The organism is Achromobacter xylosoxidans A8, from assembly GCF_000165835.1.
Taxonomy (GTDB): domain Bacteria; phylum Pseudomonadota; class Gammaproteobacteria; order Burkholderiales; family Burkholderiaceae_B; genus Achromobacter; species Achromobacter xylosoxidans_B.
Window position 1 is genome coordinate 2,920,131 of record NC_014640.1, and the last position, 24,664, is coordinate 2,944,794.

At 64.0% G+C, this 24,664-nt stretch carries 22 protein-coding genes; 16 read left to right on the top strand and 6 right to left on the bottom strand.

Annotated elements, in window-relative coordinates:
• Positions 1 to 151 precede the first annotated feature (151 nt).
• The 6 genes from AXYL_RS13545 to AXYL_RS13570 form a co-directional block, all read right to left on the bottom strand.
• The gene (locus tag AXYL_RS13545) at positions 152 to 346 is read right to left on the bottom strand and encodes a YjfB family protein (RefSeq protein ID WP_013393362.1); all 195 of its coding nucleotides are present in this window, start codon (positions 344 to 346) and stop codon (positions 152 to 154) included.
• Between the two features lie 103 nt (positions 347 to 449).
• A complete protein-coding gene (locus tag AXYL_RS13550) occupies positions 450 to 770 on the bottom strand; it encodes a helix-turn-helix domain-containing protein (RefSeq protein WP_013393363.1) in 321 nt (106 codons plus the stop codon).
• 2 nt (positions 771 to 772) lie between these two features.
• Complete coding sequence (locus AXYL_RS13555; protein WP_013393364.1) at positions 773 to 1,126, bottom strand: type II toxin-antitoxin system RelE/ParE family toxin; 354 nt, start codon at positions 1,124 to 1,126, stop codon at positions 773 to 775.
• Between the two features lie 397 nt (positions 1,127 to 1,523).
• Positions 1,524 to 2,327 carry a hypothetical protein gene (locus AXYL_RS13560; protein WP_167555692.1) on the bottom strand — a complete coding sequence of 268 codons (804 nt, stop codon included), beginning with the start codon at positions 2,325 to 2,327 and terminating at the stop codon, positions 1,524 to 1,526.
• 412 nt (positions 2,328 to 2,739) lie between these two features.
• The gene (locus AXYL_RS13565; RefSeq protein ID WP_013393367.1) at positions 2,740 to 4,230 is read right to left on the bottom strand and encodes a flagellin; all 1,491 of its coding nucleotides are present in this window, start codon (positions 4,228 to 4,230) and stop codon (positions 2,740 to 2,742) included.
• A gap of 459 nt (positions 4,231 to 4,689) precedes the next feature.
• Positions 4,690 to 5,445 carry an RNA polymerase sigma factor FliA gene (locus AXYL_RS13570; RefSeq protein WP_041655500.1) on the bottom strand — a complete coding sequence of 252 codons (756 nt, stop codon included), beginning with the start codon at positions 5,443 to 5,445 and terminating at the stop codon, positions 4,690 to 4,692.
• 430 nt (positions 5,446 to 5,875) lie between these two features.
• Here AXYL_RS13570 and flhD point away from each other — a divergent pair, with 430 nt between their 5' ends.
• The 16 genes from flhD to flhF all read left to right on the top strand — a co-directional run bounded on the left by flhD (position 5,876) and on the right by flhF (position 24,638).
• Positions 5,876 to 6,199, top strand: coding sequence for a flagellar transcriptional regulator FlhD (gene flhD, locus AXYL_RS13575; RefSeq protein WP_013393369.1), 324 nt, complete (start codon positions 5,876 to 5,878; stop codon positions 6,197 to 6,199).
• Positions 6,200 to 6,231: 32 nt separating this feature from the next.
• The gene (gene flhC / locus AXYL_RS13580; RefSeq protein ID WP_013393370.1) at positions 6,232 to 6,813 is read left to right on the top strand and encodes a flagellar transcriptional regulator FlhC; all 582 of its coding nucleotides are present in this window, start codon (positions 6,232 to 6,234) and stop codon (positions 6,811 to 6,813) included.
• A gap of 118 nt (positions 6,814 to 6,931) precedes the next feature.
• Complete coding sequence (gene motA / locus AXYL_RS13585; protein WP_013393371.1) at positions 6,932 to 7,807, top strand: flagellar motor stator protein MotA; 876 nt, start codon at positions 6,932 to 6,934, stop codon at positions 7,805 to 7,807.
• An 11-nt stretch (positions 7,808 to 7,818) separates the two neighbouring features.
• Positions 7,819 to 8,811: a flagellar motor protein MotB gene (gene motB, locus AXYL_RS13590; protein WP_013393372.1), complete on the top strand. Its 993-nt coding sequence runs from the start codon at positions 7,819 to 7,821 to the stop codon at positions 8,809 to 8,811.
• Between the two features lie 2 nt (positions 8,812 to 8,813).
• Positions 8,814 to 9,194, top strand: a complete 381-nt coding sequence (locus AXYL_RS13595) for a response regulator (protein WP_013393373.1) — start codon at positions 8,814 to 8,816, stop codon at positions 9,192 to 9,194.
• A 29-nt stretch (positions 9,195 to 9,223) separates the two neighbouring features.
• Positions 9,224 to 11,332, top strand: coding sequence for a chemotaxis protein CheA (cheA, locus tag AXYL_RS13600; RefSeq protein ID WP_013393374.1), 2,109 nt, complete (start codon positions 9,224 to 9,226; stop codon positions 11,330 to 11,332).
• Between the two features lie 16 nt (positions 11,333 to 11,348).
• Positions 11,349 to 11,849 carry a chemotaxis protein CheW gene (gene cheW / locus AXYL_RS13605; protein WP_013393375.1) on the top strand — a complete coding sequence of 167 codons (501 nt, stop codon included), beginning with the start codon at positions 11,349 to 11,351 and terminating at the stop codon, positions 11,847 to 11,849.
• 91 nt (positions 11,850 to 11,940) lie between these two features.
• Complete coding sequence (locus AXYL_RS13610) at positions 11,941 to 13,644, top strand: methyl-accepting chemotaxis protein (RefSeq protein WP_013393376.1); 1,704 nt, start codon at positions 11,941 to 11,943, stop codon at positions 13,642 to 13,644.
• Positions 13,645 to 13,742: 98 nt separating this feature from the next.
• Positions 13,743 to 14,510, top strand: a complete 768-nt coding sequence (locus AXYL_RS13615; RefSeq protein ID WP_413772871.1) for a CheR family methyltransferase — start codon at positions 13,743 to 13,745, stop codon at positions 14,508 to 14,510.
• A 20-nt stretch (positions 14,511 to 14,530) separates the two neighbouring features.
• The gene (locus AXYL_RS13620; RefSeq protein ID WP_013393378.1) at positions 14,531 to 15,589 is read left to right on the top strand and encodes a protein-glutamate methylesterase/protein-glutamine glutaminase; all 1,059 of its coding nucleotides are present in this window, start codon (positions 14,531 to 14,533) and stop codon (positions 15,587 to 15,589) included.
• Between the two features lie 50 nt (positions 15,590 to 15,639).
• On the top strand, positions 15,640 to 16,029 hold the full coding sequence (gene cheY, locus AXYL_RS13625) for a chemotaxis response regulator CheY (protein WP_013393379.1): 390 nt from the start codon (positions 15,640 to 15,642) through the stop codon (positions 16,027 to 16,029).
• 8 nt (positions 16,030 to 16,037) lie between these two features.
• Entirely contained in the window at positions 16,038 to 16,670 is a 633-nt protein-coding gene (gene cheZ, locus AXYL_RS13630; protein ID WP_013393380.1) for a protein phosphatase CheZ, read from the top strand.
• 220 nt (positions 16,671 to 16,890) lie between these two features.
• Positions 16,891 to 18,444 (top strand): methyl-accepting chemotaxis protein, encoded by a 1,554-nt coding sequence (locus AXYL_RS13635; protein ID WP_237710004.1) that lies wholly within the window; start codon positions 16,891 to 16,893, stop codon positions 18,442 to 18,444.
• Positions 18,445 to 18,630: 186 nt separating this feature from the next.
• Complete coding sequence (flhB, locus tag AXYL_RS13640; protein ID WP_013393382.1) at positions 18,631 to 19,785, top strand: flagellar biosynthesis protein FlhB; 1,155 nt, start codon at positions 18,631 to 18,633, stop codon at positions 19,783 to 19,785.
• 3 nt (positions 19,786 to 19,788) lie between these two features.
• Entirely contained in the window at positions 19,789 to 21,909 is a 2,121-nt protein-coding gene (gene flhA / locus AXYL_RS13645) for a flagellar biosynthesis protein FlhA (RefSeq protein ID WP_013393383.1), read from the top strand.
• Complete coding sequence (flhF, locus tag AXYL_RS13650) at positions 21,906 to 24,638, top strand: flagellar biosynthesis protein FlhF (RefSeq protein ID WP_013393384.1); 2,733 nt, start codon at positions 21,906 to 21,908, stop codon at positions 24,636 to 24,638. Before flhA ends, flhF begins: the two co-directional genes overlap by 4 nt.
• The last annotated feature ends 26 nt before the right edge of the window (positions 24,639 to 24,664 follow it).

The following is a 24,664-nucleotide window of genomic DNA, read 5'->3' on the forward strand; positions in this document are numbered from 1 at the left end:
AAAGCGCCGGCCCTGCAAAGGGTCCGGCGCTTTTTATTGCCTGCGCGCTGCTAGCGCAACAGTCGTGATTTCCTGGAGGGCAGGCCGTGCTCCACCGAGGCGGAAAAGCGACGGTCTTGCCTGTCTTGCTGCTGAGCCTGCTTGGCGAGGCTCAGGCGTGCGTATCGATGCGCGAACCCAGCGTCGCATCCACCGCCAGCACGGGCAGCGACTGCATCAGCGTCAAGGCCGTATCCGCCTGCGCGTTGAGCGCCTTCTTCAGCACGCGGGCCTGCACTTCCTGCATGACATTCGCGTCCTGCAAAGCCAGGGCGGTATTGACGGTACTGCTGATCGAAGCGTCCATGCTCGGGGTGTCCTAGTGTGTGGAAGGCGGTTCAGGCCGACACGGGATTATCGCGTGGACTGGGGCGCAATGCACGAGAATCCTGGCCTGCGAAAACCGATATTCACGCGGCAACGGTAATCCCCGGCGCATGCGCCCGCCGCGCCGGCTCCACCACGATCTCCACATGCTGATCCAGCGACACCAAGGCCCGCATCAAGCGTTCCAGCGAGATGTTCTGCAGCTTGTAGCGGCGAATCTGCGAAACCTTGGGCTGGGTCATGCCCGTAATCGCAGCGGCTTCGATCTGGCTGAGCCCGCGCTGATCGATCAATTCATTGAGCTTGAGCGCCAAGGCCGCCTTGGCCGACAGTTCGGCGGCGTCCTCGAAACCGAGGTCCAGCAAGACGTTGTCGGTGCCTGGGGAATGTTCTTTGCGTGTCATTGCTAGCTCCTGCCGGACTCATGCCTGGCCAATACCGCCTTCAAGCGCTTCTCGATGAGCGCGATGTCCGGCTGCGGCGTGGCGATGCCGGACTTGGACTTCTTCTGGAAAGCATGCAGCACATGGACGGTATCCCCGATGCGCACCGTATAAACCGCCCGGAAGGTATCGCCAAGGTAGTCATCGACCAGCTCATACACCCGCGAGCCCAGTCCTTTCCACGGCTTGGCCGAGACCGGCGTGCCACCCAGTTGGACGACAAACAGCGCTACACCCAGATCCTTCTGAACTTCGATCGGGAATTTCTTGAAGTCCTTCTTGGCGGAGCCTTCCCAGTAGAGCAGCTTTCTTTCCATTAATTATATCCGTTCAGATATAAACAACAAGTCGTCGACGTTATTGATCGAGTATTGAAGTGCTAGGCCAGAACGATCTGGCGCAGGAGTGGACGTAGGGAAGGTGTGCGGCTGAGTCTTGCCATGGCTGCGGCCATAAGCGCCTTGCAGCAGGCAGGATAGGCGCTTGTGGTCCAGCGTTGTGGCGGACAGGGATGGTTTCAGCACTGGCCCAGCAAGGGGGGCGGGCTGTCGCCTGTTGCGACGTGGCCTCGGTGCCTGTCCCCGCTGGCCGGGTCAGGCTCACACCTGGTTCAAGCTATGCAATGGAGCTTCGGTGCGGCGAGACGGCCGCTAGCAGTAGTCTTGAACTAGATCGCAGCAAGAACGGGGTAGGAACGCGGCCAAGCCCGCGCCATCACGGCCGGTTCGGGCATTCCTGGATGGCGCCCCACGCGCGATTGGGCTCGCAAAACTGCTTGCGTGCTGCCCATGCGCAGTCGGGGCGTTCAAAGAACCCCAGCGTTGCGCAACGCGCCAGCTCGCTTTTCAGTGCTTCGACCCAGGCCATGGGATCTTCGGCGGGGATCTCGGTCACGCGCAGGGTAGAGCGGGGTGCGGCGCTTGTCGTGTCCGTCGTGCTGGCTGCCGCGCGCAGCACTGCTGCGTGCTCGGACTGTGCAGACGGAACGGCTTGGGGTTCAGCAGGCGTTGGCTCTGGCGCGGGGCTGGGCTCAGGTCGGGAGTCCCCCGAGCCCGACTCCGAACCCGAATCGGAATCCGAGGCCGGAATCTGCACTGGCACTGGCACTGCAACCGACGTCAGTTCTGGCTGAACGATTACGGGTTCAGCGTGCGGCGTTGCCGTTGCTGCGGGCGTCAGAGGTACCCGTACGGGACCGGCCGCCGTGGCGCCGGAAACCGTCGTATTCGGCGAACTCCACGACACCACCAACAGCACCAGCGCGCCGTAGATCGCCAGCGTATACAGCACGGTCAACGTGGCATAGCCCACGCGCCTACCCGTGATCGGCCGCGCGTCTTCGCGTCCCACCAGGGCGCGCCAGCTAACCAGTGCGGCACCTGGCGCCGAAATCAACCACCAGAACATCCGCCGCAGCGGACCGGGTGCCTGTGGAGTGGGGGCGGCTTGCGCCTGCGCAGCCAGCAATTCGCGCAGGGCACGGTTCTCTTCGCGCAGACGCAGGGTCTGCTCATCCATCGGCGCCTGGGTATCGGGATCCGGGGTGCTGCCGTGCTGCGTAGCGAGTGGATCGGGGGGCGTCGCGGTCATGTTGTGAAAACAATAGATACAAAAGCGTGCAGACGCGAGTATGAGGCAATTGGAGGGAGTGAAAAAGGGGAACAGTCCGAAAAAAAGGTGCTTGATTGGGACTGGGGCGTATGCACAGCTCGACGGTGTGTTTGAAGCGGCACCGGGCTGATGCTTTCTCATGCCCGCAACGAATAAATTGCGCCAGCATGGCATGCGAGCGGCAAGCCGGAAGAAAAGAAACAAGCCGGCGGATGCCGGCTTGTTTGTCTCGACAAGGGCGTGAGGGCCCTTGGTCGGTGCCGGGAGGGCAGAGCCCAGAGGCTCCGCGTCTACCCGACCGTCAGGTGTTGCTGCGTGATTAACGCAGCAGCGACAGGACGGATTGCGGCACTTGGTTGGCTTGCGCCAGAACCGAGGTACCGGCTTGTTGCAGGATCTGCGCCTTGGTCATGTTCGACACTTCCGTGGCGTAGTCAGCGTCTTCGATACGCGAACGAGCGGCGGACAGGTTGTTCACCGTGTTGTTCAGGTTGGCGACGGTCGATTCGAAACGGTTCTGGACAGCGCCCAGGCCGCTACGCAATTGGTCCACCGAAGCCAGGGCTGCGTCGAGCTTGGCCAGCGGATCGCGCGAAGGCTGTTGGGCCAGGGTGCTGTCGATCAGCTTCTTGCTCGGCTTGCCGTCGTTCTGCACATACATTACATTGCCGGTCGCATTGGCCTTTACAGTACCGGAGCTGTCCACGTCGTATGCTGTGCCACCGATATCCAGAGTGGCACCGGTCTTGGTTCCACCAGCGGCTACGACAGCTGCGGCAGTTGCGTTTTCATTCGTGGCGTGGGTCGTGAACTTGACTGCAGCGCCGTAGGTGGCAGCGTCCATGTACAGGCCGCCACCGGAAACAGCCATGCTTGCACCGGTGCCAGCGGCAGCGCTCGAGCCCGTAACGGTGACCGTCAACTGCTTACCGTCGATCGTGGCAGTAAACGTACCGTTGCCGTTAGCATTGTTCGGAGCGTCGGTTTTGGTCCAAGTCACGCCACCAATCGTTGCCGCCGCACCCTGCGTCTTGCCTGCGAATGCGGCCGCAAATGCTTCGTCGGCACTGCCAGCGCCACCAGCCTTAGCAACAGTATTGCCGGCGGTGGTGGTCAGGGCACCAGTCGTGGCGCTGACATAGACTGCGGTCGCGGCGCCAGACGTAACTGCACCCGATTGCACATCAACGCGCAAGTTTGCGACGGTGGTACCCGAGTACGACGAATAACCCGTGGCACCGAAGTCCTTGACCATGTTATCGACGGTAGCTTGCTTGTCGCCAGCGACCGTGAAGTTGCCCAGACCCAGGGTGCCCTTGGTGATTTCCTTCAGGTCGATCGTGATGGTTTCGTTGTCGTTCGCGCCGACTTGAACCGTCAGGGTGTTGTCCGAAGCCAGGACGCGCACGCCGTTGAATTGGGTTTGGCCCGACACGCGGTCGATTTCGCCCAGACGCTGTTCGATTTCAGCCTGGATCGAATCCAGATCGGACGTGGAGTTCGTGCCGGTGCTGGCTTGCACGGCCAGTTGGCGCACGCGCTGCAGGTTGTTGTTGATTTCGTTCAGGGCGCCTTCGGTCGTTTGAGCGATCGAGATGCCATCGTTGGCGTTGCGGGCGGCTTGGGTCAGGCCCTTGACGTTCGCGGTGAAGCGGTTGGCGATGGCTTGGCCGGCGGCGTCGTCCTTGGCGCTGTTGATGCGCAGACCCGACGACAAGCGCTCGATGGCGCTGCCCAGGGTCGATTGGGACTTCGTCAGGTTGTTTTGAGCAACCAGCGAGAGGTAGTTGGTATTGATGACTGCAGCCATGTTCAGGCTCCCAAGAGAGAAAGGCTTCTTCAAACTGGGCAGCAAGGCCGCCCACTGGTGTTAACGGGAAAGTTCGTCGACTTCGTGTCTAGGAATCTCTCCGTTGCCAGGATTACGGCAGTCCAAAATCAATCTTTAGCGCTATTTCGCGAAAGTCGGGATTTTTCTTTGATCTGGATGGGATGGGGCGGCCGTTCAGCCTCGGCTGCGCCGACGCACGTCGCGATGCTTACATATAGGGGCGCTCATCACGGGAGCGCCCATGTGCGCCGCTCTTCCACCCGGAAGCATGCTGTTCTCCTATTCGGAAGAATGTATGGCGCGCTTGTCCACGATCCTTCATCTATAGCTGGCGCGCAATGTGAAACGGACGCAATGTGCGTCCGTCATGTTGGGAGCCTTCCGTGGTCAAGTGTGGCGGTGTAAGGAATTCCTCATAGGCGCGCGGCCAGCGCCTATCTATATCACCTGCGCAATCTGCCCATCCTGGGGCAATTCCTGCCACGCCTGTTCCTTCAGCTTCACCCGAATTCGCGCGGTCGCCTGCGACCGCAACTGGCATACCCGCGCCTCGGTCACATTGAGGATCGCGCCAATTTCCTTCAGGTTCAGCCCCTGTTCGTAGCAAAGCGACAACAGCAGTTTTTCACGCTCGGGGAGGGAGTCGATGGCGTGGACCAGCGCCTGGCGGAAGTCGCCGGCCAGAAGCGAATCCAGCGGATTGCCGCCAGCTGCGCCATGGTTCAGCGTGGCAGCCCAGTCGGATTGGCCGCTGGCCGAGTCGGGTTCGGTGGCGAAGTCCTCGTAGTGCACGATCTGAACGCCTTGGGCGTCGTGCAATAGCGATTGGTAGTCGCCCAGCGGCATGTCGAGTTGTTGCGCGATTTCGGCTTCGCTTGGCGCGCGCATCAAACGCTGTTCGAGCTGCTGGATGGCCTGTTCGATCTTGCGCGCCTTGGCGCGGACGCTACGGGGCAGCCAGTCCTGGCCGCGCAGTTCGTCCAGCATCGCGCCGCGGATGCGGGTGGTGGCATAGGTCTCGAACTGGGCGTCAGCCGTTTCCTGATAACGGCGCACGGCGTCGAGCAGGCCAATCATGCCGGCTTGTATCAGGTCGTCGAGTTCTACGCTGGCGGGTAGCCGGGCGAGCAATTGCAGGGCCAGCTTCCGCACTAGCGGGGCATATTCGACCAGGCTGTCATCTGCGTGAGGCATTGCGGGAATGTCGGGCGGGTCCATCGTGGCGCGTAAGCTGTTGTTGTCAATTTGCGACATTGTCGACAAACGCGCGGCTGAGCTAAAGCTAGGTGGATTTAATGATCTGCAAGGTGCCATTGTCGGCAAACAACACCGTTTCATTCCTCAAAGTACGCAATGTTTTGAATGCTTATTTGGCAAATTGACGTAAATTTGTCCGAAACTTATATGTCAAGGTGTATCGGAAAAGGTAAGTTGCGCAACATCAACAAAGTTTTGTCATATAAGTCATAGAAAATGACATCAGCTGTGGTAAATTTTACTTAAATTGCGAACAAATGATACATTTCGCATCAATGCAAGGTGTATCGGACGTGAAGGCAACGGGATTCCGGTGCTTTTGCTTACATGAGCCCCCATCGGCGGGATAGGGAATAGGGAGTTGGGCGTGCAACAAGTCGAAAATTCATTGCTGACAGACATTCGTGAAGTGAATCTGTCTTATTTGTTACTGGCGCAGCGCATGCTGCGCGACGACTACGCGGCGTCGATGTTCCGCCTGGGATTCAGCAATGAGGTTGCTGACATCCTCATGCGCCTTTCGCCGGCGCAGTTGGTCAAGCTCGCAAGCTCCAGCTCGCTGCTGTGCCGCTTCCGCTTCGATGACTACAGCCTGCTGTCGGCCCTGACCCATGACGTTCTGGGTGGTGCGCTGCAGCAAGCGCATGCAACCATCCTGCTGGCCAAGCAGCCTGTCGAAGAATTGGCCTGACGGCCTGATCATTCCCTCCGGAAACACGTGTAATGGCCACCAAGAGCGTTTCGCAGGAAGCGGATGACATTCTGCTTGCCAGCTCCATGATCACTTTGGGAGCCCGGCTGCAGGTGCTGGAGGCTGAAACCAGCCTCAGCCATGACCGCCTGGCGCGCCTGTACCGCGAAATCCGCGGCTGCTCGCCACCCAAGGGCATGCTGCCCTTTTCGGTTGACTGGTTCATGACCTGGCTGCCGAACATCCATTCCTCGCTCTTCTACAACGTGTATTCGTTCCTGAATGCGCGCACCAGCAGCAAGGGCATACGCGCCACCATCGACGCCTATCGTCTCTATCTCGAAAACGCCGGCACGGATGCCGCTGAAGGCGCAGAACCCGTCCTGAGCTTCACGCGCGCCTGGATGCTGGTGCGCTTTTTCGATAGCGGCATGCTGCAAATGTCCGCCTGCCGCCAATGCGGTGGGCATTTCATTGCCCACGCCCACGATCCCCAGTCGGATTTCGTGTGCGCGATCTGCCGGCCGCCCCCCCGCGCCGGCAAGACGCGCGCCGCGGCCAAGGCGCGCGCCGGCACCCGCCCCGCGCCTGTTGCGAATACCGCCCGGCTCTGACCGGCGGCATCCAAATACATCAAAAGCCCTGGAAAACCCCCCGTAACCCGCCTTTTTGGGTCGAGGGGAACAGGGGATCATTGACGCCGGTTTTAGACTTCGTTGGCAGGGGCCTGATGTGTTGATTGTTATCGGTTTTCTCGTGGTGGCCGTGTCGGTCGTCGGCAGCTTCATAGCGCTGGGCGGCCATTTGGGCGCGCTGTACCAGCCGTTTGAACTCACGCTGATCTTCGGGGCGGCTTTCGGGGCTTTCCTCGCCAGCAACAGCAAAAAGTCGCTGATGCTGGTCAAGGCCGCGCTACCCGACTCGCTGAAAAGCTCGCGCTATGGCAAGGACGTCTACATGGAGCTGATGGCGCTTCTGTACGTACTGCTGAACAAGGCGCGCCGCGAGGGGCTCATGGCCATCGAATCGCATATCGAAGACCCGGAATCCAGTCCGATCTTCAGCGAATATCCCCGCATCGCCAAAGACGCCAAGCTCATGGAGTTCATCACGGACTACCTGCGCATCATGATCAGCGGCAACATGAGCTCCTTCGAAATCGAGACGCTCATGGACGAGGAAATCGAGACCTACCGCCACGAGCGCGAAGTCCCCGTGCGCGCCTTGCAACAGATGGCCGACGGCCTGCCGGCCTTCGGCATCGTGGCGGCGGTGCTGGGCGTGATCAAGGCGCTGGCCGCCGTGGACCAGCCTCCGGCGATTCTGGGCGACCTGATCTCCAAGGCCATGGTCGGCACCTTCCTGGGCATTCTGCTGGCTTACGGCTTCGTGGGTCCGCTGGCCTCGCGCATCGACCGCCGCAGCGACGAAGCGACCAAGGTGCTGGAATGCATCAAGACCACGCTGCTGGCCAGCATGAACGGCTATCCGCCGCAACTGGCGGTGGAATTCGGCCGCAAGGTGCTGTTCTCGGCCGTGCGCCCGACCTTCGGTGAACTGGAAGAACACGTCCGGCAAGCCAAGTCCACCGCCACCGGCAAGGCCTGACGGAGCGGGCCATGAGCACGGTAAACAATCACCGCGTGGTGATCCGCCGCAAGAAGGGCGGGCATGGCGGCGGACACCACGGCGGTAGCTGGAAGATCGCCTACGCCGATTTCATCACGGCGATGATGGCGTTCTTCCTGGTGATGTGGCTGATCAGTATTGTGCCGCGCGAAGAGCTCAAGGGCATCGCCGAGTACTTCCGCATGCCGCTGCGCGTCGCCATCGCGGGCGGCCCCAGTAGCTCGGCCGAGACCAGCGCTGTGCCGGGCGGCGGCAGCGACCCCCTGCGCAGCGAAGGCGATGTGCGCCGCGCGCAGGGCAACCGCGTCGAGGCGCAGCCGATGGGCGACGCCGAGCGCCGCGAGCAGCATCGCCTGGAAAACCTGAAAAAGCGGCTCGAGAACGTCATCGAGACCAGCCCGGTTCTGAAGAGCTTCAGGCCGCAGCTGCTGATCGACTTGACGACCGAAGGCCTGCGCATCCAGATCATCGACAACCAGAACCGTCCGATGTTCGCCACCGGCCGCGCGGATGTGCAGCCCTATATGCGCGACATCCTGCGGGAACTGGGGCCGGTCCTGAACGAATTGCCCAACAAGGTCAGCATTTCCGGCCACACCGACGCATCGCAGTATGCGCGCGGGGAGCGGGCCTACAGCAACTGGGAACTGTCGGCCGACCGCGCCAATGCGTCGCGCCAGGAATTGGTGGCCGGCGGCATGAACGAAAGCAAGGTCCTGCGCATCCAGGGGCTGTCGTCCAGCATGAGCCTGGTTAAAGATGACCCGTATGCGGCCGTTAATAGACGTATCAGCCTAGTGGTGCTCAACCAGAGCACCCAGCGGCGCATCGAAAACGAGAACGCCGCAGCCGCGGACGTCAGCGCCAAGGATGCCCGCGAGGTGGGAACGGCAGTGGAGGCGGCGCAAGCCGCGGCCCAGGCCACGACGGCAACCAAACCAGGCGAGGCGGAGAGCAACCCGCCCGCGGAAGGGGTTCGATAGCAATGGCGGCAACGATTCTTGTGGCGGACGATTCGGCGACGATGCGGATGATCGTCCAGGCGACGTTGACGGGCGCGGGATGGCAGGTCTTGACGGCCGGCAACGGCCAGGAGGCCCTGGAAATGGCCAAGCGCCACCCGGTCGACCTGGTGGTTAGCGACTGGAACATGCCGGTCATGGGCGGCCTGGAGTTGATTCAGGGTTTGCGCCAGGAAGACCAGTACCTGGATGTGCCGGTGCTGGTATTGACCACCGAGGACGATGTGGACAGCAAGATGGCCGCCCGGGATCTGGGGGTCTGTGGCTGGCTTTCCAAGCCGGTCGACCCGGATGTGCTGGTGGAATTGGCGTCTGAACTGCTCGACGAGCAGGCCGGCGCGTAAGCAGGTTCATTTTTGAAGGCGTACGGGTCATGAGTTCTGGTTTGGACCTCAGTCAGTTTTACGAGACCTTTTTCGACGAGGCTGACGAGCTGCTTGCGCAGATGGAGCAGCTGCTGCTCGAGCTCGATGTGGGCGCGCCCGACATCGAGCAGCTCAACGCGATTTTCCGCGCGGCCCACTCGATCAAGGGCGGGGCGGCGACGTTCGGCTGTTTTACGCAGCTGGCGGGCACGACCCATTTGCTGGAAAACCTTCTGGACGCGATCCGTCGCGGCGAAATGGCGCTGCGCACGGACATGATCGATATTTTCTTGGAAACGAAAGACGTGCTCAAAAGCCAACTGGATGCCTATCGGGCCTCCGAAGAGCCCGATGAAGCCGTGTTTGAGCGTATCTGCGCCATACTGAGGCAGCTTGCGCTGGAGCATAAGGATCCCGCTGCGGCCTCTGCGCCGGCCGCGGTCCCCGCAGCGGCGGCAGCTCCGGCTCCGGCCCCCGTACCGGTGGCCGCCGCTCCGGCGCCAGCCCCCCTGCCAGCAGCGCAAGCGCCGGCTGCGGAAGCCGGCAGCCTGCCTCTGCGTGTGCGAATCACCAAGGTTTCGGACAAGGACGCTGCTTCCCTGCTCGAGGAAATGGGCAATCTGGGCAGCGTCAAGGCCAGCGAACGCGCCGACGGCGCCCTGACCGTGTGGATGGACAGCACCTGCACGCCGGACGATATCGAGGCCGTCTGCTGCTTCATCGTTGACGGCGACCAGCTGGAAATCAGCCGCGAAGCCGCTCCGGCGGGCGCGACCCAGGCTGCCGCGGCTCCCGCTGCGGCGCCGGCTCCTGCCGCTCCCGTGGCCCCCGCCGTAGCCGAGTCGGCAGCGGCCGCCGAAGCCATCACGCAGTCCGCCCGCGTGGCGCGGCCCGCCGCGGCGGCGCCGGCCCATGCGGACAAGGAATCCACCTCGATCCGAGTCGGCGTCGAAAAGGTCGACCAGGTCATCAACCTGGTGGGCGAACTGGTCATTACGCAAGCCATGCTGGCGCAGACGGCGTCCACGCTGGACCCAGTGCTGCACGACCGCCTGCTCAATGGCATGGAACAGCTGGAGCGCAACGCGCGCGACCTGCAGGAAGCGGTCATGTCCATCCGGATGATGCCGATGGACTACGTATTCAGCCGTTTCCCGCGCCTGGTGCGAGACATCGCCAGCAAGATGGGCAAGCAGATCGAACTGCAGACCCATGGCCGTGCTACCGAACTGGACAAGAGCCTGATCGAACGCATCATCGATCCGCTGACCCACCTGGTGCGCAACAGCCTGGACCATGGCATTGAAACGCCCGAAAAGCGCGTTGCCGCAGGCAAGGACCCGGTCGGGCAACTGGTGCTGTCCGCCCAGCATAACGGCGGCAATATCGTCATTGAAGTCAGTGACGACGGTGGCGGCCTGAACCGCGACAAGATCCTGAAGAAGGCGATGGCCCAGGGCCTGGCGGTCAACGAGAATTCGCCGGACGACGAAATCTGGCAGCTGATCTTCGCGCCGGGCTTTTCCACGGCCGAAAAGGTCACGGACATTTCCGGCCGTGGCGTGGGCATGGACGTGGTGCGCCGGAACATCCAGGACATGGGCGGCCATGTGCAGCTGTCGTGCGAGCCGGGCAACGGCACCACGACACGCATCGTGCTGCCGCTGACGCTGGCCATCCTGGACGGCATGTCGGTGCGGGTCGGCGAGGAAACCTTCATCCTGCCGTTGAATCACGTGACCGAATCGCTGCAGCCCACGAATGACCAGATCTATTCGGTGGCCGGCAACGAGCGCGTGATGCACGTGCGCGGCGAATACCTGCCGCTGGTCGAGATGCACCGGGTGTTCTCGGTCGGCGAGGCCCAGACCGATCCCACGCAGGCCATCGCGGTCATCATGCAGGCCGAGGACCGCCGTTTCGCGCTGCTGGTGGATCACCTGATCGGCCAGCACCAGGTAGTGGTGAAGAATCTCGAATCGAATTACCGCAAGGTGCCGGGCATTTCCGCCGCCACCATCCTGGGCGATGGCAGCGTGGCCCTGATTGTCGACGTATTTGCGCTTGCGCGCGCCAACCGCGAGCGTTGGTCGCAGCCCGAAGCCATTCTGAATTGATGGAGAACTAAACCTCATGGCAGCCAAACCGCAAGCGCAATCCGCGCGCAATGAAGATGTCGGCAGCGAATTCCTGGTGTTCACGCTGGGCGACGAAGAGTACGGCATCGACATCCTGAAGGTGCAGGAGATCCGCGGCTACGACGCCGACACGGTCACCCGCATCGCGAATGTTCCCCCGTTCATCAAGGGCGTGACCAACCTGCGCGGCATCATCGTGCCCATCGTCGACCTGCGCATCAAGTTCAACCTGGGCCGCGTCGAATACAACGAGCAGACCGTGGTCATCATCCTGAACCTCGACCGCCGCGTCGTCGGGATCGTGGTGGACGGTGTGTCGGACGTGCTGATGCTCAATTCGGGTCAGATCCGTCCGGCGCCGGAGTTCGGCGCCACCTTGTCCACCGAGTACCTGACGGGCTTGGGTACGGTGGACGAACGCATGCTGATTCTGGTGGATATCGAAAAAATGATGACCAGCGACGAAATGGCGCTGGTGGAGAAGGTCGCGTCCTGATCGGAACGGCCTGCTTGGGAGGTAGAAGCGCCATATTGAATCCAATGTGGCGCTTTCCTTTAACGATTTCAGTCTAGGAGTGGTCCTTGTGATGCGCAAGTTTCTCGCGAACATGACGATACGCAGCAGCCTGTTGTGGGTGCTGGCGTTCTTCTCATTCATGTTGGTGATCGGGGCCGCGCTGGGCGTGCTGTCTCTGCGCATCAGCAACGGCACCCTGGCGGAGATAAAGCAATCGCAGGAGCTGGACGATGCGGTCGGCCGCGTCGTCTCCAGCTACAAGGATTCCATGGCCGGCCTTGGCCGCGCGGCCGCGTCCAACTATGCGGACATCGTGAAGAACGTGGGTCAGCCTACCTTGCTGACCCAGGGTTTGTCGTCCGAGGCTGCCGGCCTGCTGGAACGCGCCAAGGCCTCCATGAACAAGGGGCAGGCCGAGTTCGAGTACTACAAGAGCCTGGCCCGGCCCGCCGAAGCGGCCGACGCCCTGAAAGAGATCGACCAAGCCTATGAGGCGTTGGTCGGGCAAGGGCTGACGCCATTGGTGGCCTCCCTGGAAAAGGCGGACATGCCCGCCTACCAGAAGCAGGTTCAGACGGTGCAGGACGCCCTGGAAGGGCGCTACGCACGCGCAATCGAAGGCTTTGATTTCTGGCGCGCCAGCAAGATGCTGGATGCCCATGAGGTGGCGCAGGTGCGCTACCAGTTCGTCCTGATGGCCGTCGGCGCCGGCGGCGTGGTCGCCGCGTTGCTGGTGTTTGCCACGTATGTGTTCCTGCGCCGCCGCGTGCTGTTGCCGCTGAAGGAAGCAGGGCATCACTTCGACCGCATCGCCGGCGGTGACCTTACCGCCCGCGTGGACGTGCGCAATACCAACGAGATCGGCCAGCTGTTCGCCGCCTTGAAGCGCATGCAGGAAAGCCTGACCCGCACGGTGGCGTCGGTGCGTCGCGGCGTGGATGAGATCAACGTGGGTTCGCACGAGATTGCCGCGGGTAATACGGACCTGTCCAGCCGCACCGAGCAGCAGGCGGCCTCGCTGGAAGAGACCGCGGCGTCGATGGAGCAACTGGCCTCGACCGTGAAGCAGAACGCAGACAACGCGCGCCAAGCCAATCAATTGGCGGCCAGCGCCTCGGACGTGGCCGAGCGTGGCGGTTCGGCAGTGTCGGAAGTGGTCAGCACGATGCAAGGCATTTCGGCCAGCTCGCGCAAGATTTCCGAGATCGTGTCGGTGATCGACGGCATTGCCTTCCAGACCAACATCCTGGCGCTGAACGCCGCGGTGGAAGCGGCGCGCGCAGGCGAGCAGGGCAAGGGCTTTGCGGTGGTGGCGGGCGAAGTCCGTTCGCTGGCGCAACGCAGCGCCCAGGCGGCCAAGGAAATCAAGGGCCTGATCGAGGACTCGGTGACCAAGGTCGGTGCGGGTTCGCAGCAGGTGGAACGCGCTGGCGCGACGATGCAGGAGATCGTGGCCTCGGTTAAGCGGGTGACCGACATCATGGGCGAGATCTCGGCGGCGTCGGAAGAGCAATCCAGCGGCATCGACCAGGTGAACCGCGCGGTGTCGCAGATGGACGAGGTGACGCAGCAGAACGCGGCGCTGGTGGAAGAGGCGGCCGCAGCCGCGGGTTCGCTGCAGGAGCAGGCGCAACGCCTGGCCGAAGCAGTGGCCGTGTTCAAGATCAACGCGGGCGAAGTCATCGAAGTTCCGGCCCAGCGCCTGTCATCGGCACGCGCGTCGGGTGACGATGCACGCTTGCAGGCGCCTGATGCGCTTGCGCTTGGGCACTGAGGACTGCAGTGGCGACAGCAGCGGCAAACCAGGCGCCTTCCATCTCGGTGGAACGCCAATTCGATTTTCGCGACGCGGACTTTTCGCGCGTGCGCAAGATGATCCATGCGCACGCGGGCATTTCGCTGGGCACGCACAAGCGCGAGATGGTCTACAGCCGGCTGGCGCGGCGCCTGCGCGCGCTGGGCATGCAGGATTTCGGCAGCTATCTGGACCAGCTTGAAAACGAGCCGAACGCGTCTGAATGGGAAGATTTCGTCAATGCGCTGACGACCAACCTGACCGCATTCTTCCGCGAATCGCATCACTTTCCCATCCTGGCCGACTTCGCCAAGCGGCGCGGCGGCCCGGTGTCGGTGTGGTGCTGTGCCGCCTCCACCGGCGAAGAACCGTATTCCATCGCCATGACGCTGGTGGAAGCGCTGGGTCCGCGGGCAAGTGCCTGTTCGGTGTTGGCCACCGATATCGACACCAATGTGCTTACCCGAGCGCGCGCCGGGGTCTATCCCGCCGAGCGCGTGGACAAGATGGACGCTGAGCGCCTGAGGCGCTTTTTCCTGAAAGGGCGCGGCGGCAACGAGGGGCAGGTCCGGGTGCGCCCCGAGATTGCCGACATGGTCCGCTACGAGCCCCTGAATCTGTTGGCGCCGGCGTGGCAGATCAACGAACAGTTCGACGTTATCTTCTGCCGCAACGTCATGATTTATTTCGATAAACCCACCCAGGCCAGGATCCTGGAGCGGTTTGTGCCGCTGCTCAAGCCCGGCGGCTTGCTGTTCGCTGGCCATTCCGAAAACTTCACCTATATCAGCCGGGATTTTCGTCTGCGCGGGCAGACCGTCTATGAATGCGCGGGCAGGTCCTGAGCGGGACGAGGCAGCAAAAAATGAAGAAAATTAGCGTTTTGTGCGTGGACGATTCGGCGCTGGTGCGCGGGCTGATGACCGAGATCATCAACAGCCAGCCGGACATGGAAGTGGTCGCGACCGCGCCCGATCCTCTGGTGGCGCGTGAACTCATCAAGCGCCACAACCCGGACGTGCTGACGCTGGACGTGGAAATGCCCCGCATGGACGGGCTGGATTTCCTCGAAAAGCTCATGCGCCTGCGGCCCATGCCGGTCGTGATGGTGTCGTCGCTGACCGAGCGCGGCGGTGAAATCACGCTGCGGGCCCTGGAACTCGGCGCCATCGACTTCGTTACCAAGCCCAAGCTGGGCATACGCGACGGCCTGCTCGAGTACACCGAGATCATCGCCGACAAGATACGCGCGGCCTCGCGCGCCAAGTTGAGGGCGCCCGCAGCGCATGCCGCACCCGCCGCGCCGGCGCCCATGCTGCGTCGGCCGCTGTCCAGCTCGGAAAAGCTGGTCATCGTCGGCGCCTCCACGGGCGGCACCGAGGCGATCCGCGAGGTCCTGCAGCCGCTGCCGCCGGACAGCCCGGCAATCCTGATCACCCAGCATATGCCGGCGGGCTTCACGCGCTCCTTCGCGCAGCGCCTGGATGCCCTGTGCGCGGTGACCGTGCGCGAAGCCGTGCACGGCGACCGGGTGCTGCCAGGGCACGTATATCTGGCGCCGGGCGGCGACATGCACATGCGCCTGGGGCGCAGTGGCGCCAACTACGTGATCGAACTCGAAGCCAGCGAACCCGTCAATCGCCATCGCCCGTCGGTGGACGTATTGTTCAATTCGGCCGCGGTCGCCGCTGGCAAGAACGCCATCGGCGTCATCTTGACCGGCATGGGCAAGGACGGCGCCGCCGGCATGCTGGCCATGCACCGCGCGGGCGCGCACACAATTGCGCAGGACGAAGCCAGCTGCGTCGTCTTCGGCATGCCGCGCGAGGCGATCGCCTTGGGCGCTGCGGATGAAGTGGTTTCGTTGTCGGCGATAAGCGAACGCATTCTGACTCGCCTGGGCGACCGTGGGCACCGCGTCTGACGCGCAAAGCTCCCCGATCGGTCCAAGGCAAATTTTTTCTGGAGTAGAAGATGGTAGACAAGGGCCTGAAGATTCTGGTGGTGGATGACTTCCCCACCATGCGGCGGATCATCCGCAACCTGCTCAAAGAGCTGGGTTTCGAGAACGTGGATGAGGCCGAAGACGGCGCCATCGGCCTGGAAAAGCTGCGCAATGGTGGCTTCCAGTTCGTGGTGTCGGACTGGAACATGCCCAACCTCGATGGTCTGGAGATGCTCAAACAGATCCGCGCCGACGCGGCGCTGGCTTCGCTGCCGGTGCTGATGGTGACGGCCGAGGCCAAGAAGGAGAACATTGTTGCCGCGGCCCAGGCCGGCGCCAACGGCTATGTGGTCAAGCCTTTCACGGCGGCGACGCTGGAAGAGAAGCTCAACAAGATCTTCGAGAAAATCGCCGGTTGAGGTGAGCCATGAGTACGACCGAACATGAGAACCCGGGCGAATCCCCCGATCTGATCCACCGCATCGCGTCCCTGACGCGCATGCTGCGCGACAGCATGCGCGAACTGGGCTTGGATCAGGCCATCAAGGACGCTGCCAACGCCATACCCGATGCCCGCGACCGTCTGCGCTACGTGGCGCAGATGACGGAGCAGGCCGCCAATCGCGTGCTGAACGCCACCGAGCAGGCCGGCCCCATCCAGGACGGCCTGTCGCGCTCGGCGCAGGCGCTAGATGCGCGCTGGCAGCAATGGTACGACCAGCCGCTGGAGCTACCCGAGGCGCGCGAACTGGTGAAGGACACCCGCGCATACTTGCAAGACGTGCCGAAGCAGGCGCAGCAGACGCAGTCCCAGCTGATGGAAATCATCATGGCGCAGGATTTCCAGGACCTTACGGGCCAGGTCATCATGCGCATGATGGACGTGGTGGGCGCGATCGAACGCGAACTGCTGCAGGTGCTGCTGGACAACGTCCCGCAAGAACGCCGCGACGAGGCCAACAGCCTGCTCAACGGCCCGCAGATCAGCCCGCAGGGCAAGACCGACGTAGTGACCAGCCAGGACCAGGTCGACGACCTGCTGGCGAGCCTGGGCTTCTAGCCAGGAATCGCGCCGCCGGACATGCCCTCCGGCGGCCTCCCTTCCTGATGGTGCCGGCGGCGCATGAACGTATTCCCTAGGGGCGTAAACAGCGCCTCATGGATAGACTCCCCTCCAGAATAATAAATAGGGGCCGTGCAGCGTGAATCATGGCGCGCAGTGCGCGCCAGGCAACGGATGCCCATAGAAGGCGATCCGGGCCGGCACAAGGAGGTTGATCGTGGCCAGATCCGTATTCCGTCTGGGAGGCATGTGGAATTTGTTGCGGCGGCTCAATCGCGGCGACGCGACGCTGTCGGAGCGCACTTTATCCTTTAGTCCGGCCGTTTGGCCGCTGTACGGCTTCATGGCGCGCCTACGCGGCCGCATCATGACCGTCCGCCAATCCAGCATAGAAATCGCGCTGAATGCCGCGCGCACGCAGTTCCAGGCGGGCCATTGCTCGCTCCTGGCGCAGGAGCAGGCGCGCGCCGCCGACGCGCTCGCGGCCAGCGGCGCGCAAATCGCCGCGCTGTCGGCATCAACTTCCACCCATGCGCGCGAGATCGCCGAGGTGTCGGGGCAGAATCTGCAGGCGGCGCAGCAGGCGTTGGCCGAGCTGTCCGACGTCAAGGCGCGGGTGGAGCGCATGACGCGCGAGATGGCTGCCTTCACCGAGGTGGTCGGGCAGTTGACTGGCCGCGCCCATTCGGTTGGCGACATCAGCAAGCTGATCAAGGAGATCGCCTTGCAGACCCAGCTGCTGGCCTTGAACGCCGGGGTCGAGGCGGCCAGGGCGGGAGATGCGGGGCGTGGCTTCGCCGTCGTCGCCAGCGAGGTCGGGCGCCTGGCCGAGCGCGTGAACTCGGCCACCAGCGATATCGGCCGGCATACCGCCGAGATGCTGGAGCTGGTGGAAACGACCCAGCGGCAGACCGGCACGCTGCGCGAGGATGTCGACACCTCAGGCGAGGTGCTGGGCCGCACATGCTCGGGTTTCGAGCGTTTCGTGCGGGATTTCGACAGCATGAACCGTCAGGTCGGCGATGTGGTCCAGGCCATCGGCGAGGTGGACTCCACCAATCACGGCATGAGCGAGGACGTGGGGCGGATCGCGGCGTTGAGCGCCAACGTGCTCGAGCGTATCGGCAGCATGTCCGGCGAAATCGACCGTATCCGCCGCCAGACGGAAAGTGTGCAGGAGGTCCTGGCCGACATGCGCACCGGCAATACTGCTTTTGATGGCCTGTCCGAAACCGTCGAAGCCTTCCGGGACGCCGCGGCCAACCTGCTGGAGGACGCCAGGAGCCGCGGGGCCGATGTGTTCGACCGGCATTACCGGCGCATTCCGGGCAGCGAACCGGCGCGCTACCACACCAGCTACGATCGGCAGATCGACGAATCCGTGACCCGGTTGCTGGACAGCGTGCTGGATGGCGTGCCGGGCGGGATCTACACGATTCTGGTGGATAACAGGGGTTACGCGCCGGCGCACAATCTGCGTTTTTCCCAGGCGCCCACCGGGGATCCGAAACAGGATATCGCGCGGGTGCGGAACAAGCGCATCTTTGACGATCCGGTGGGTTTGCGTCTGGCGACCAACACCGGCGGAATGCTGCTTCAGACTTACTCGCGCGACACGGGCGAAATCGTCAACGACATATCCATTCCGCTCTATCTGGGGTCGGAGCATTGGGGCGCGGTGCGGATCGGCCTGGATTTCACCCGCTTCCAGGCGGTCGCGGGCGAGGGCGAGGGCGAGGCCGGCGGCCTGGCGGTCGCCGCCGGGGCCTGACGCGGCGGGTCTTCACGGGCCAGGGCGCGTTCCAGGCCGGGTTGGAACGCGCCGTCTGGAACGCATCCGGGAATAGCGCCGCTTTCCCCCCGTTTCTTGGCTTATCGCCCAAGCCCGGGGCCTCCTAGAATCTCGGCGGGCAGCTCGTCATTCCAGAATCCGCGAGCCGCAACGATACCGCAGAGCATGGCCGAAGAAAGCGACCTCGAAAAGACCGAAGCCGCCTCTCCCAGGCGCCTGGAAAAGGCGCGCGAGGAGGGGCAGATTGCGCGTTCCCGGGAATTGGGGACGTTCATGATGCTGGCGGCGGGCGTGGGCGCCATCTGGGCGGGCGGCAGTTCGCTCTACCGCACCCTGACCGGCGTGCTGCGCAACGGCCTGGGTTTCGACCAGCGCATCGTCGCCGATCCCGGCGTGATGGTCGAGCGGGCGGTCGAGGGTTTCGGCCAGGCCTTGCTGGTGCTGCTGCCCATTTTTGGGCTGCTGGCGGTCATCGCGGTGCTGTCCAGCGTGCTGCTCGGCGGCCTCGTCATCTCCGGCAAGCCCCTGCAGTTCAATTTCTCCAAGCTCAGCCCCATTTCCGGGGTGAAGCGGATGTTTTCGTCGCAGACGGTGGTGGAGCTTATCAAGGCGCTGGCCAAGGCCCTGCTGGTGGGCGGCGTGGCGGTCTGGGTCATCTGGCGCTATCACGACGACATGCTGAGCCTGATGCACGTGGCGCCGTCGGCGGCGCTGGTCAAGGCGCTGACGCTGGTGGCGATGTGCTGCGCCTTTATCGTGGCTTCGCTCATCGTCATCGTCATGCTGGATGTGCCGTGGCAGATCTGGAGCCACCTGAAGAAGCTGCGCATGTCCAAGGAAGACGTGCGCCAGGAGCACAAGGAAAGCGAAGGCGACCCGCACGTGAAGGCGCGCATCCGGCAGCAGCAGCGCCAGGCGGCGCGGCGCCGCATGATGTCTGAAGTGCCGAAGGCGGACGTGGTGGTGACCAACCCCACGCACTACGCCGTGGCCTTGAAGTACGACGAAGAAAAGAGCGGGGCGCCGCGAGTGCTGGCCAAGGGCACCGGCCTGATCGCGGCCAAGATCCGCGAACTGGCGGCCGAAAACCGCATCCCGACATTGGAAGCGCCGCCCCTGGCGCGCGCATTGCATCAACACGTGGAGATCGGGCAGGAAATCCCGGCCGAACTCTACACCGCGGTGGCAGAAGTGCTGGCGTGGGTCTTCCAGCTGCGCTCCTGGCGGGCCGGGTGGGGCGCCGAACCTGCGGTCCCGACCCGGTTGGCCGTGCCGGCCGAGCTGGACCCGCAAGCCAAAACCGCAGCACAAGGAGCTTAAGGAATGAGCGCTTTGCTCACCATGTTGAAGAGTAGCGGGGCCACGCATGCGCGGCTGCTGGCCGGGCCTGTCCTGATCGTGATGGTGCTGGGCATGATGGTCCTGCCCCTGCCCACGTTCCTGCTCGACCTGCTGTTCACCTTCAACATTGCGTTGTCCGTGATGATCCTGCTGGTCGCCATGTTCACGCGCAAACCGCTGGACTTCGCCGCGTTTCCGGCCGTGCTGCTGTTCGCCACGCTGCTGCGCCTGTCGCTGAACGTTGCCTCCACCCGGGTGGTGCTGCTCAACGGCCACACCGGCCCGGATGCGGCGGGCAAGGTCATCGAGGCCTTCGGCCACTTCCTGGTCGGCGGCAACTTTGCCGTGGGGATCATCGTCTTCGTGATCCTGACCATCATCAACTTCATCGTCATCACCAAGGGTGCCGGCCGTATTGCGGAAGTGGGCGCGCGTTTCACCCTGGACGCGATGCCGGGCAAGCAGATGGCGATCGACGCGGACCTGAACGCCGGCCTGATCGGCGAAGACGAGGCGCGCAAGCGCCGCGCGGAAGTCTCGCAGGAATCCGACTTCTTCGGCTCGATGGACGGCGCCAGCAAGTTCGTGCGCGGCGATGCCATCGCCGGCCTGTTGATCATGGCGATCAACATCATCGGCGGCCTGATCGTGGGCGTCGCCCAGCACGACATGTCGATGGGCGATTCGGCGCGCGTTTATACGCTGCTGACCATCGGCGACGGGCTGGTGGCCCAGATTCCGGCGTTGGTGATCTCCACCGCCGCGGGCGTGGTGGTGTCGCGGGTGTCGACCGACCAGGACATCGGCCAGCAAATCATCAGCCAGCTGTTCTCCAACCCCAGCGTGCTGTTCCTGACGGCCGGCATCGTCGGCATCATGGGCCTGATTCCCAACATGCCGCACGTCGCCTTCCTGACCCTGGCCGGCGTGCTGGGCTGGGGGGGCTGGGTGCTGTACAAGCGGCAGACTGCGGCCGCCGCGGCCGCCGCGGAGGTGCCGCCACAAGCGATCACCCAGGCGCAGGCCGCCGCCGCCGAGGCCAGTTGGGACGACGTGTCGATGGTGGACCAGCTGGGTCTGGAGGTCGGTTACCGCCTGATCCCGCTGGTGGATCACGCCCAGAACGGCGAACTGCTGCACCGCATCCGCAGCCTGCGCAAGAAGTTCGCGCAGGACGTGGGCTTTCTGCCGCCGGTGGTGCATATCCGGGACAACCTCGAGCTCAAGCCCAACGATTACCGCATCCTGCTGTCTGGCGTGGAAGTCGGCCATGGCGTGGCCATGCCGGGGCAATGGCTGGCGATCGACCCGGGCGGCGTGACCATGCCGATCAAGGGCACGCCCACGACCGACCCCGCTTTTGGCTTGCCGGCGCTGTGGATCGACGGCAGCCTGCGCGACCAGGCGCAGGTGGCGGGCTACACGGTGGTGGATGCCGGCACCGTGGTCGCGACGCACCTGAATCACCTGATGCATCGCCACGGTTCCAACCTGCTGGGTCGCCAGGAAGTGCAGCAATTGCTGGACCGCATCGGCCGCGACGCGCCCAAGCTGGTCGAAGACCTGGTGCCCAAGACCTTGTCGCTCACGGCGTTGCAGAAGGTGTTGCAAGGCCTGCTGTCGGAAGAAGTGCCGATCCGCGACATGCGCACCATCATCGATACCTTGTCCGAGCATGGCCCGCGCCTGGCGGCGCTGGCCGCGGGCACGGGCAGCCAGCCCGACATCAACGAACTGATCGCCTTGACGCGCCGTTCGCTGGGTCGCGCCATCACCCAGCAATGGTTCCCGGGCGAGGGCGAACTGCGCGTGATCGGCCTGGACGTGAAGCTGGAGCGCGTGCTTTCACAGGCCATGACGACCAGTGGCGGACTGGAGCCGGGGCTGGCCGATACCTTGCTGCGCGAAGCGCAGGCCGCGGTCGAGCGCCAGGAATCGCAGGGCAACGCGCCGGTGCTGCTGGTGTCGCCGGTCTTGCGCGCGCCTTTGTCGCGCTTTTTGCGGCACCACCTGCCGCAGCTGGGCGTGTTGTCGAATACGGAAATACCCGATGAGCGCATGGTGCGTGTGACCGCGCTGATCGGCGGAGGTAATGGGGCATGAAAATAAGCCGATTTTTCGGAGCGAACAGCCGCGATGTGATGCGCCAGGTCCGGCAGGTGCTGGGGCCGGATGCGCTGATCGTGTCGAACCGCAGCGTCGATGGCGGCGTGGAGGTTCTGGCCACTGTCGAGGGCGCCTTCGATGACACGGTTCATGAGTCTCCTGCACGACAGGAAGCCGCGCCATCCCGGCCGGCCGATGTTCTTCCGCAGGCGCCTGTCAGCGTTCCGGCGGGCGTGCGTTTCGATGTCCCGGATCCGGCGGCGCTCCCGTTGACGCCGGCGCCCGCCATGCCGCCAGCCGGCTACCCGGCGCCGTCGCGTTCGATTGCTGCCTACCAAGCAGCCTATGCCTCCTCGACGCAGGCCGAAGACGAGACGCCGCCGGTTGCGCCGCCGGCAGCGGTGCCTGCTCCGGCTGCGCCCGTGCGTGTCGAATTGCCATCCTTGCCGCCGTTGCGCGAGACGCCGGTTGCGCGAGCCGCCGCCTCGACCGCTGCTCCTGCGGCCTACGTGCCCGCAGCGCCTCAGTCCGCAGCCGGGTCTTCTATGGCCCGCATGCCCGATGTGCCGCTGCGCCAGCCTCCGATGGCGCCGCCGGCCGCGTTGCCTTCCGATGCCGCAGCCGGCTTGCAGGACGCCATCAGTGCGCTGCGCGGGGCCTTGGAAAGCCGCATGGACGGGCTGCTCTGGGGCGGGCGCCAGGGGCCGGGCCGGGAACCTGCGGGCGCCGCGTTGTTCCGCAGCCTGCTGGACGCGGGCTTCAGTACCAAACTGGTGCGCACCCTGGTCGAGCGTCTGCCCCAGGGCATGACGCAGGAAGCGGCGCTGAGCTGGGCCCGTAACGAACTGGTAACCCACTTGCCGGTGCTGCGGTCCGAAGACGAGTTCCTGGCCGGCGGCGTGTATGCCCTGGTCGGGCCGACCGGCGTTGGCAAGACCACCACGCTGGCCAAGCTGGCTGCGCGCTGCGTGGCACGCGAGGGCCGCGAGCAGGTCGCGATGCTGACCACCGATAATTTCCGGATCGGCGCGCTGGAACAGCTGCAGATCTACGGACGCCTGATGGGCGTGCCCGCCCATTCGGTGCGTGATGCGGGCGAACTGCGCCGCATCCTGGCTGAACTGGGCAGCCGCAAGATCGTGCTGATCGACACCACTGGCATCAGCCAGCGAGACCGACAGGTGGCGGAACAAGCGGCAATGCTGTGCAATGCGGGCAAGCCGGTGCGCCGGCTGCTGGTGCTCAATGCAGCCAGCCAGGGCGACACCCTGGACGAAGTGGCGCACGCCTATCGCAATGGCGTGGGCGAGGACGTGGCCGGCTGCATCATTACCAAGCTGGACGAGGCCACCCGCCTGGGCGCGGCGCTGGACACGGCCATCCGCCATCGCCTGCCAATCCACTACATGTCGGTGGGGCAGAAAGTACCCGAACACATGGAACTGGCTCGGGCCGACGTGCTGATCGACCGCGCCTTCTCCATGGTCGAACGCGCCCGCGCGCTATACACCCCGAGCGAGGCCGACCTGGCGACGCTGGTGTCCGCATCGCGCGAACCCGAAAGCGCGGATCCTGCCCGCAAGCGGCAATTGCTGGCTTCCGCGATCTTGCGGCCGCAAGGCGGCGCGGGCTCCATCGAGGCCGCGCAAAACCTGGACGACGCCATTGTCTGGCTGGAAAGCGACCCGGCCTGCGTGCAGGCCCGTGCATCCTGGCGCGATTATGTCGCAGACGGCTCGGGCGCCAGTCTGACCGCCCTGGGCGACGAGCCCTTGGCGATGATCGGCCGTGAATTTTCCTCGGTCTGTGGACGGCATCTGCTTGCCATGCATGGCAAGGCCCCCTTGAAGGGTGAGGGTGTGCCGGGAGGAGCATTGCTGGGCACGCTGCTGATGAGCGATCGCGGCACCGCCCTGGCAGCGCCCGCGCAGCAACTGGTTCTGCCGCACGGCATGCTGTCTTCGTTCGCGCCTACCGCGCCGGCCCAGCCGGATGCTGCCCAGGCGTTGCAGGGTCGCGTGCGCTGGTTGGCGGAAAAACTGGCGCGCGTGCCGGTTGTGCACATGCTGGAGGCCGGCACTTCCGCCTTGTGGCAGACCTTGAGCGAACAAGGCGTCGCCTGGGTGGCGCGCAGCGCTGGCGGCCAGCGCGTGGTCCAGGATGACTGCCCGACCAATCTGAATGCCGTGGGCAAGAGCGTGGGTTATCTGCCTGTCGGCCAGCCCGGTGACATGCCCGGGCTGCATAGCGTCCAGGGTAGCAAGCGCGTGCCCCTGGCATTGTGGGCCTCCGGTACGGAAGTGACGTTGCCGGGCCGCAGCGGCGGCGTATCAGTGCGGCTGGTCTGCGCCCGCCTGATCGACACGGTCAGTGGCGAGGTGGCCGGACAGCTGTTCGGCATGACCAATCTGCCCGCGTCCCAGGCGGACGCCGCCACAGTGGCGCGCTGGCTGGTGCTGCAAGACGAGGCCAAGGCGGGATTCCACTATATGGCGAACGCGTGGCAGGCTCTGCCGGCCGTGGACGGCGCGCATGCATTGGCCCGTCAATCACTGATGGCCGGGCAGATGGGCGCGGCATGCTGGCAGTTGGCGCATACGCCGGCGGCGGAAGTGCTGCGCGGGCCTCTGTCGGGCATCATGGGAACGGACCGCAAGCTTTCCGGGCGCATGTTGCCGGTCGCGTTGCTGAAGTTGTACGCGATGCTGGAGATGACTGCGGCCTGAAGAGAGCCGCTGTTTGATGGGTTGCG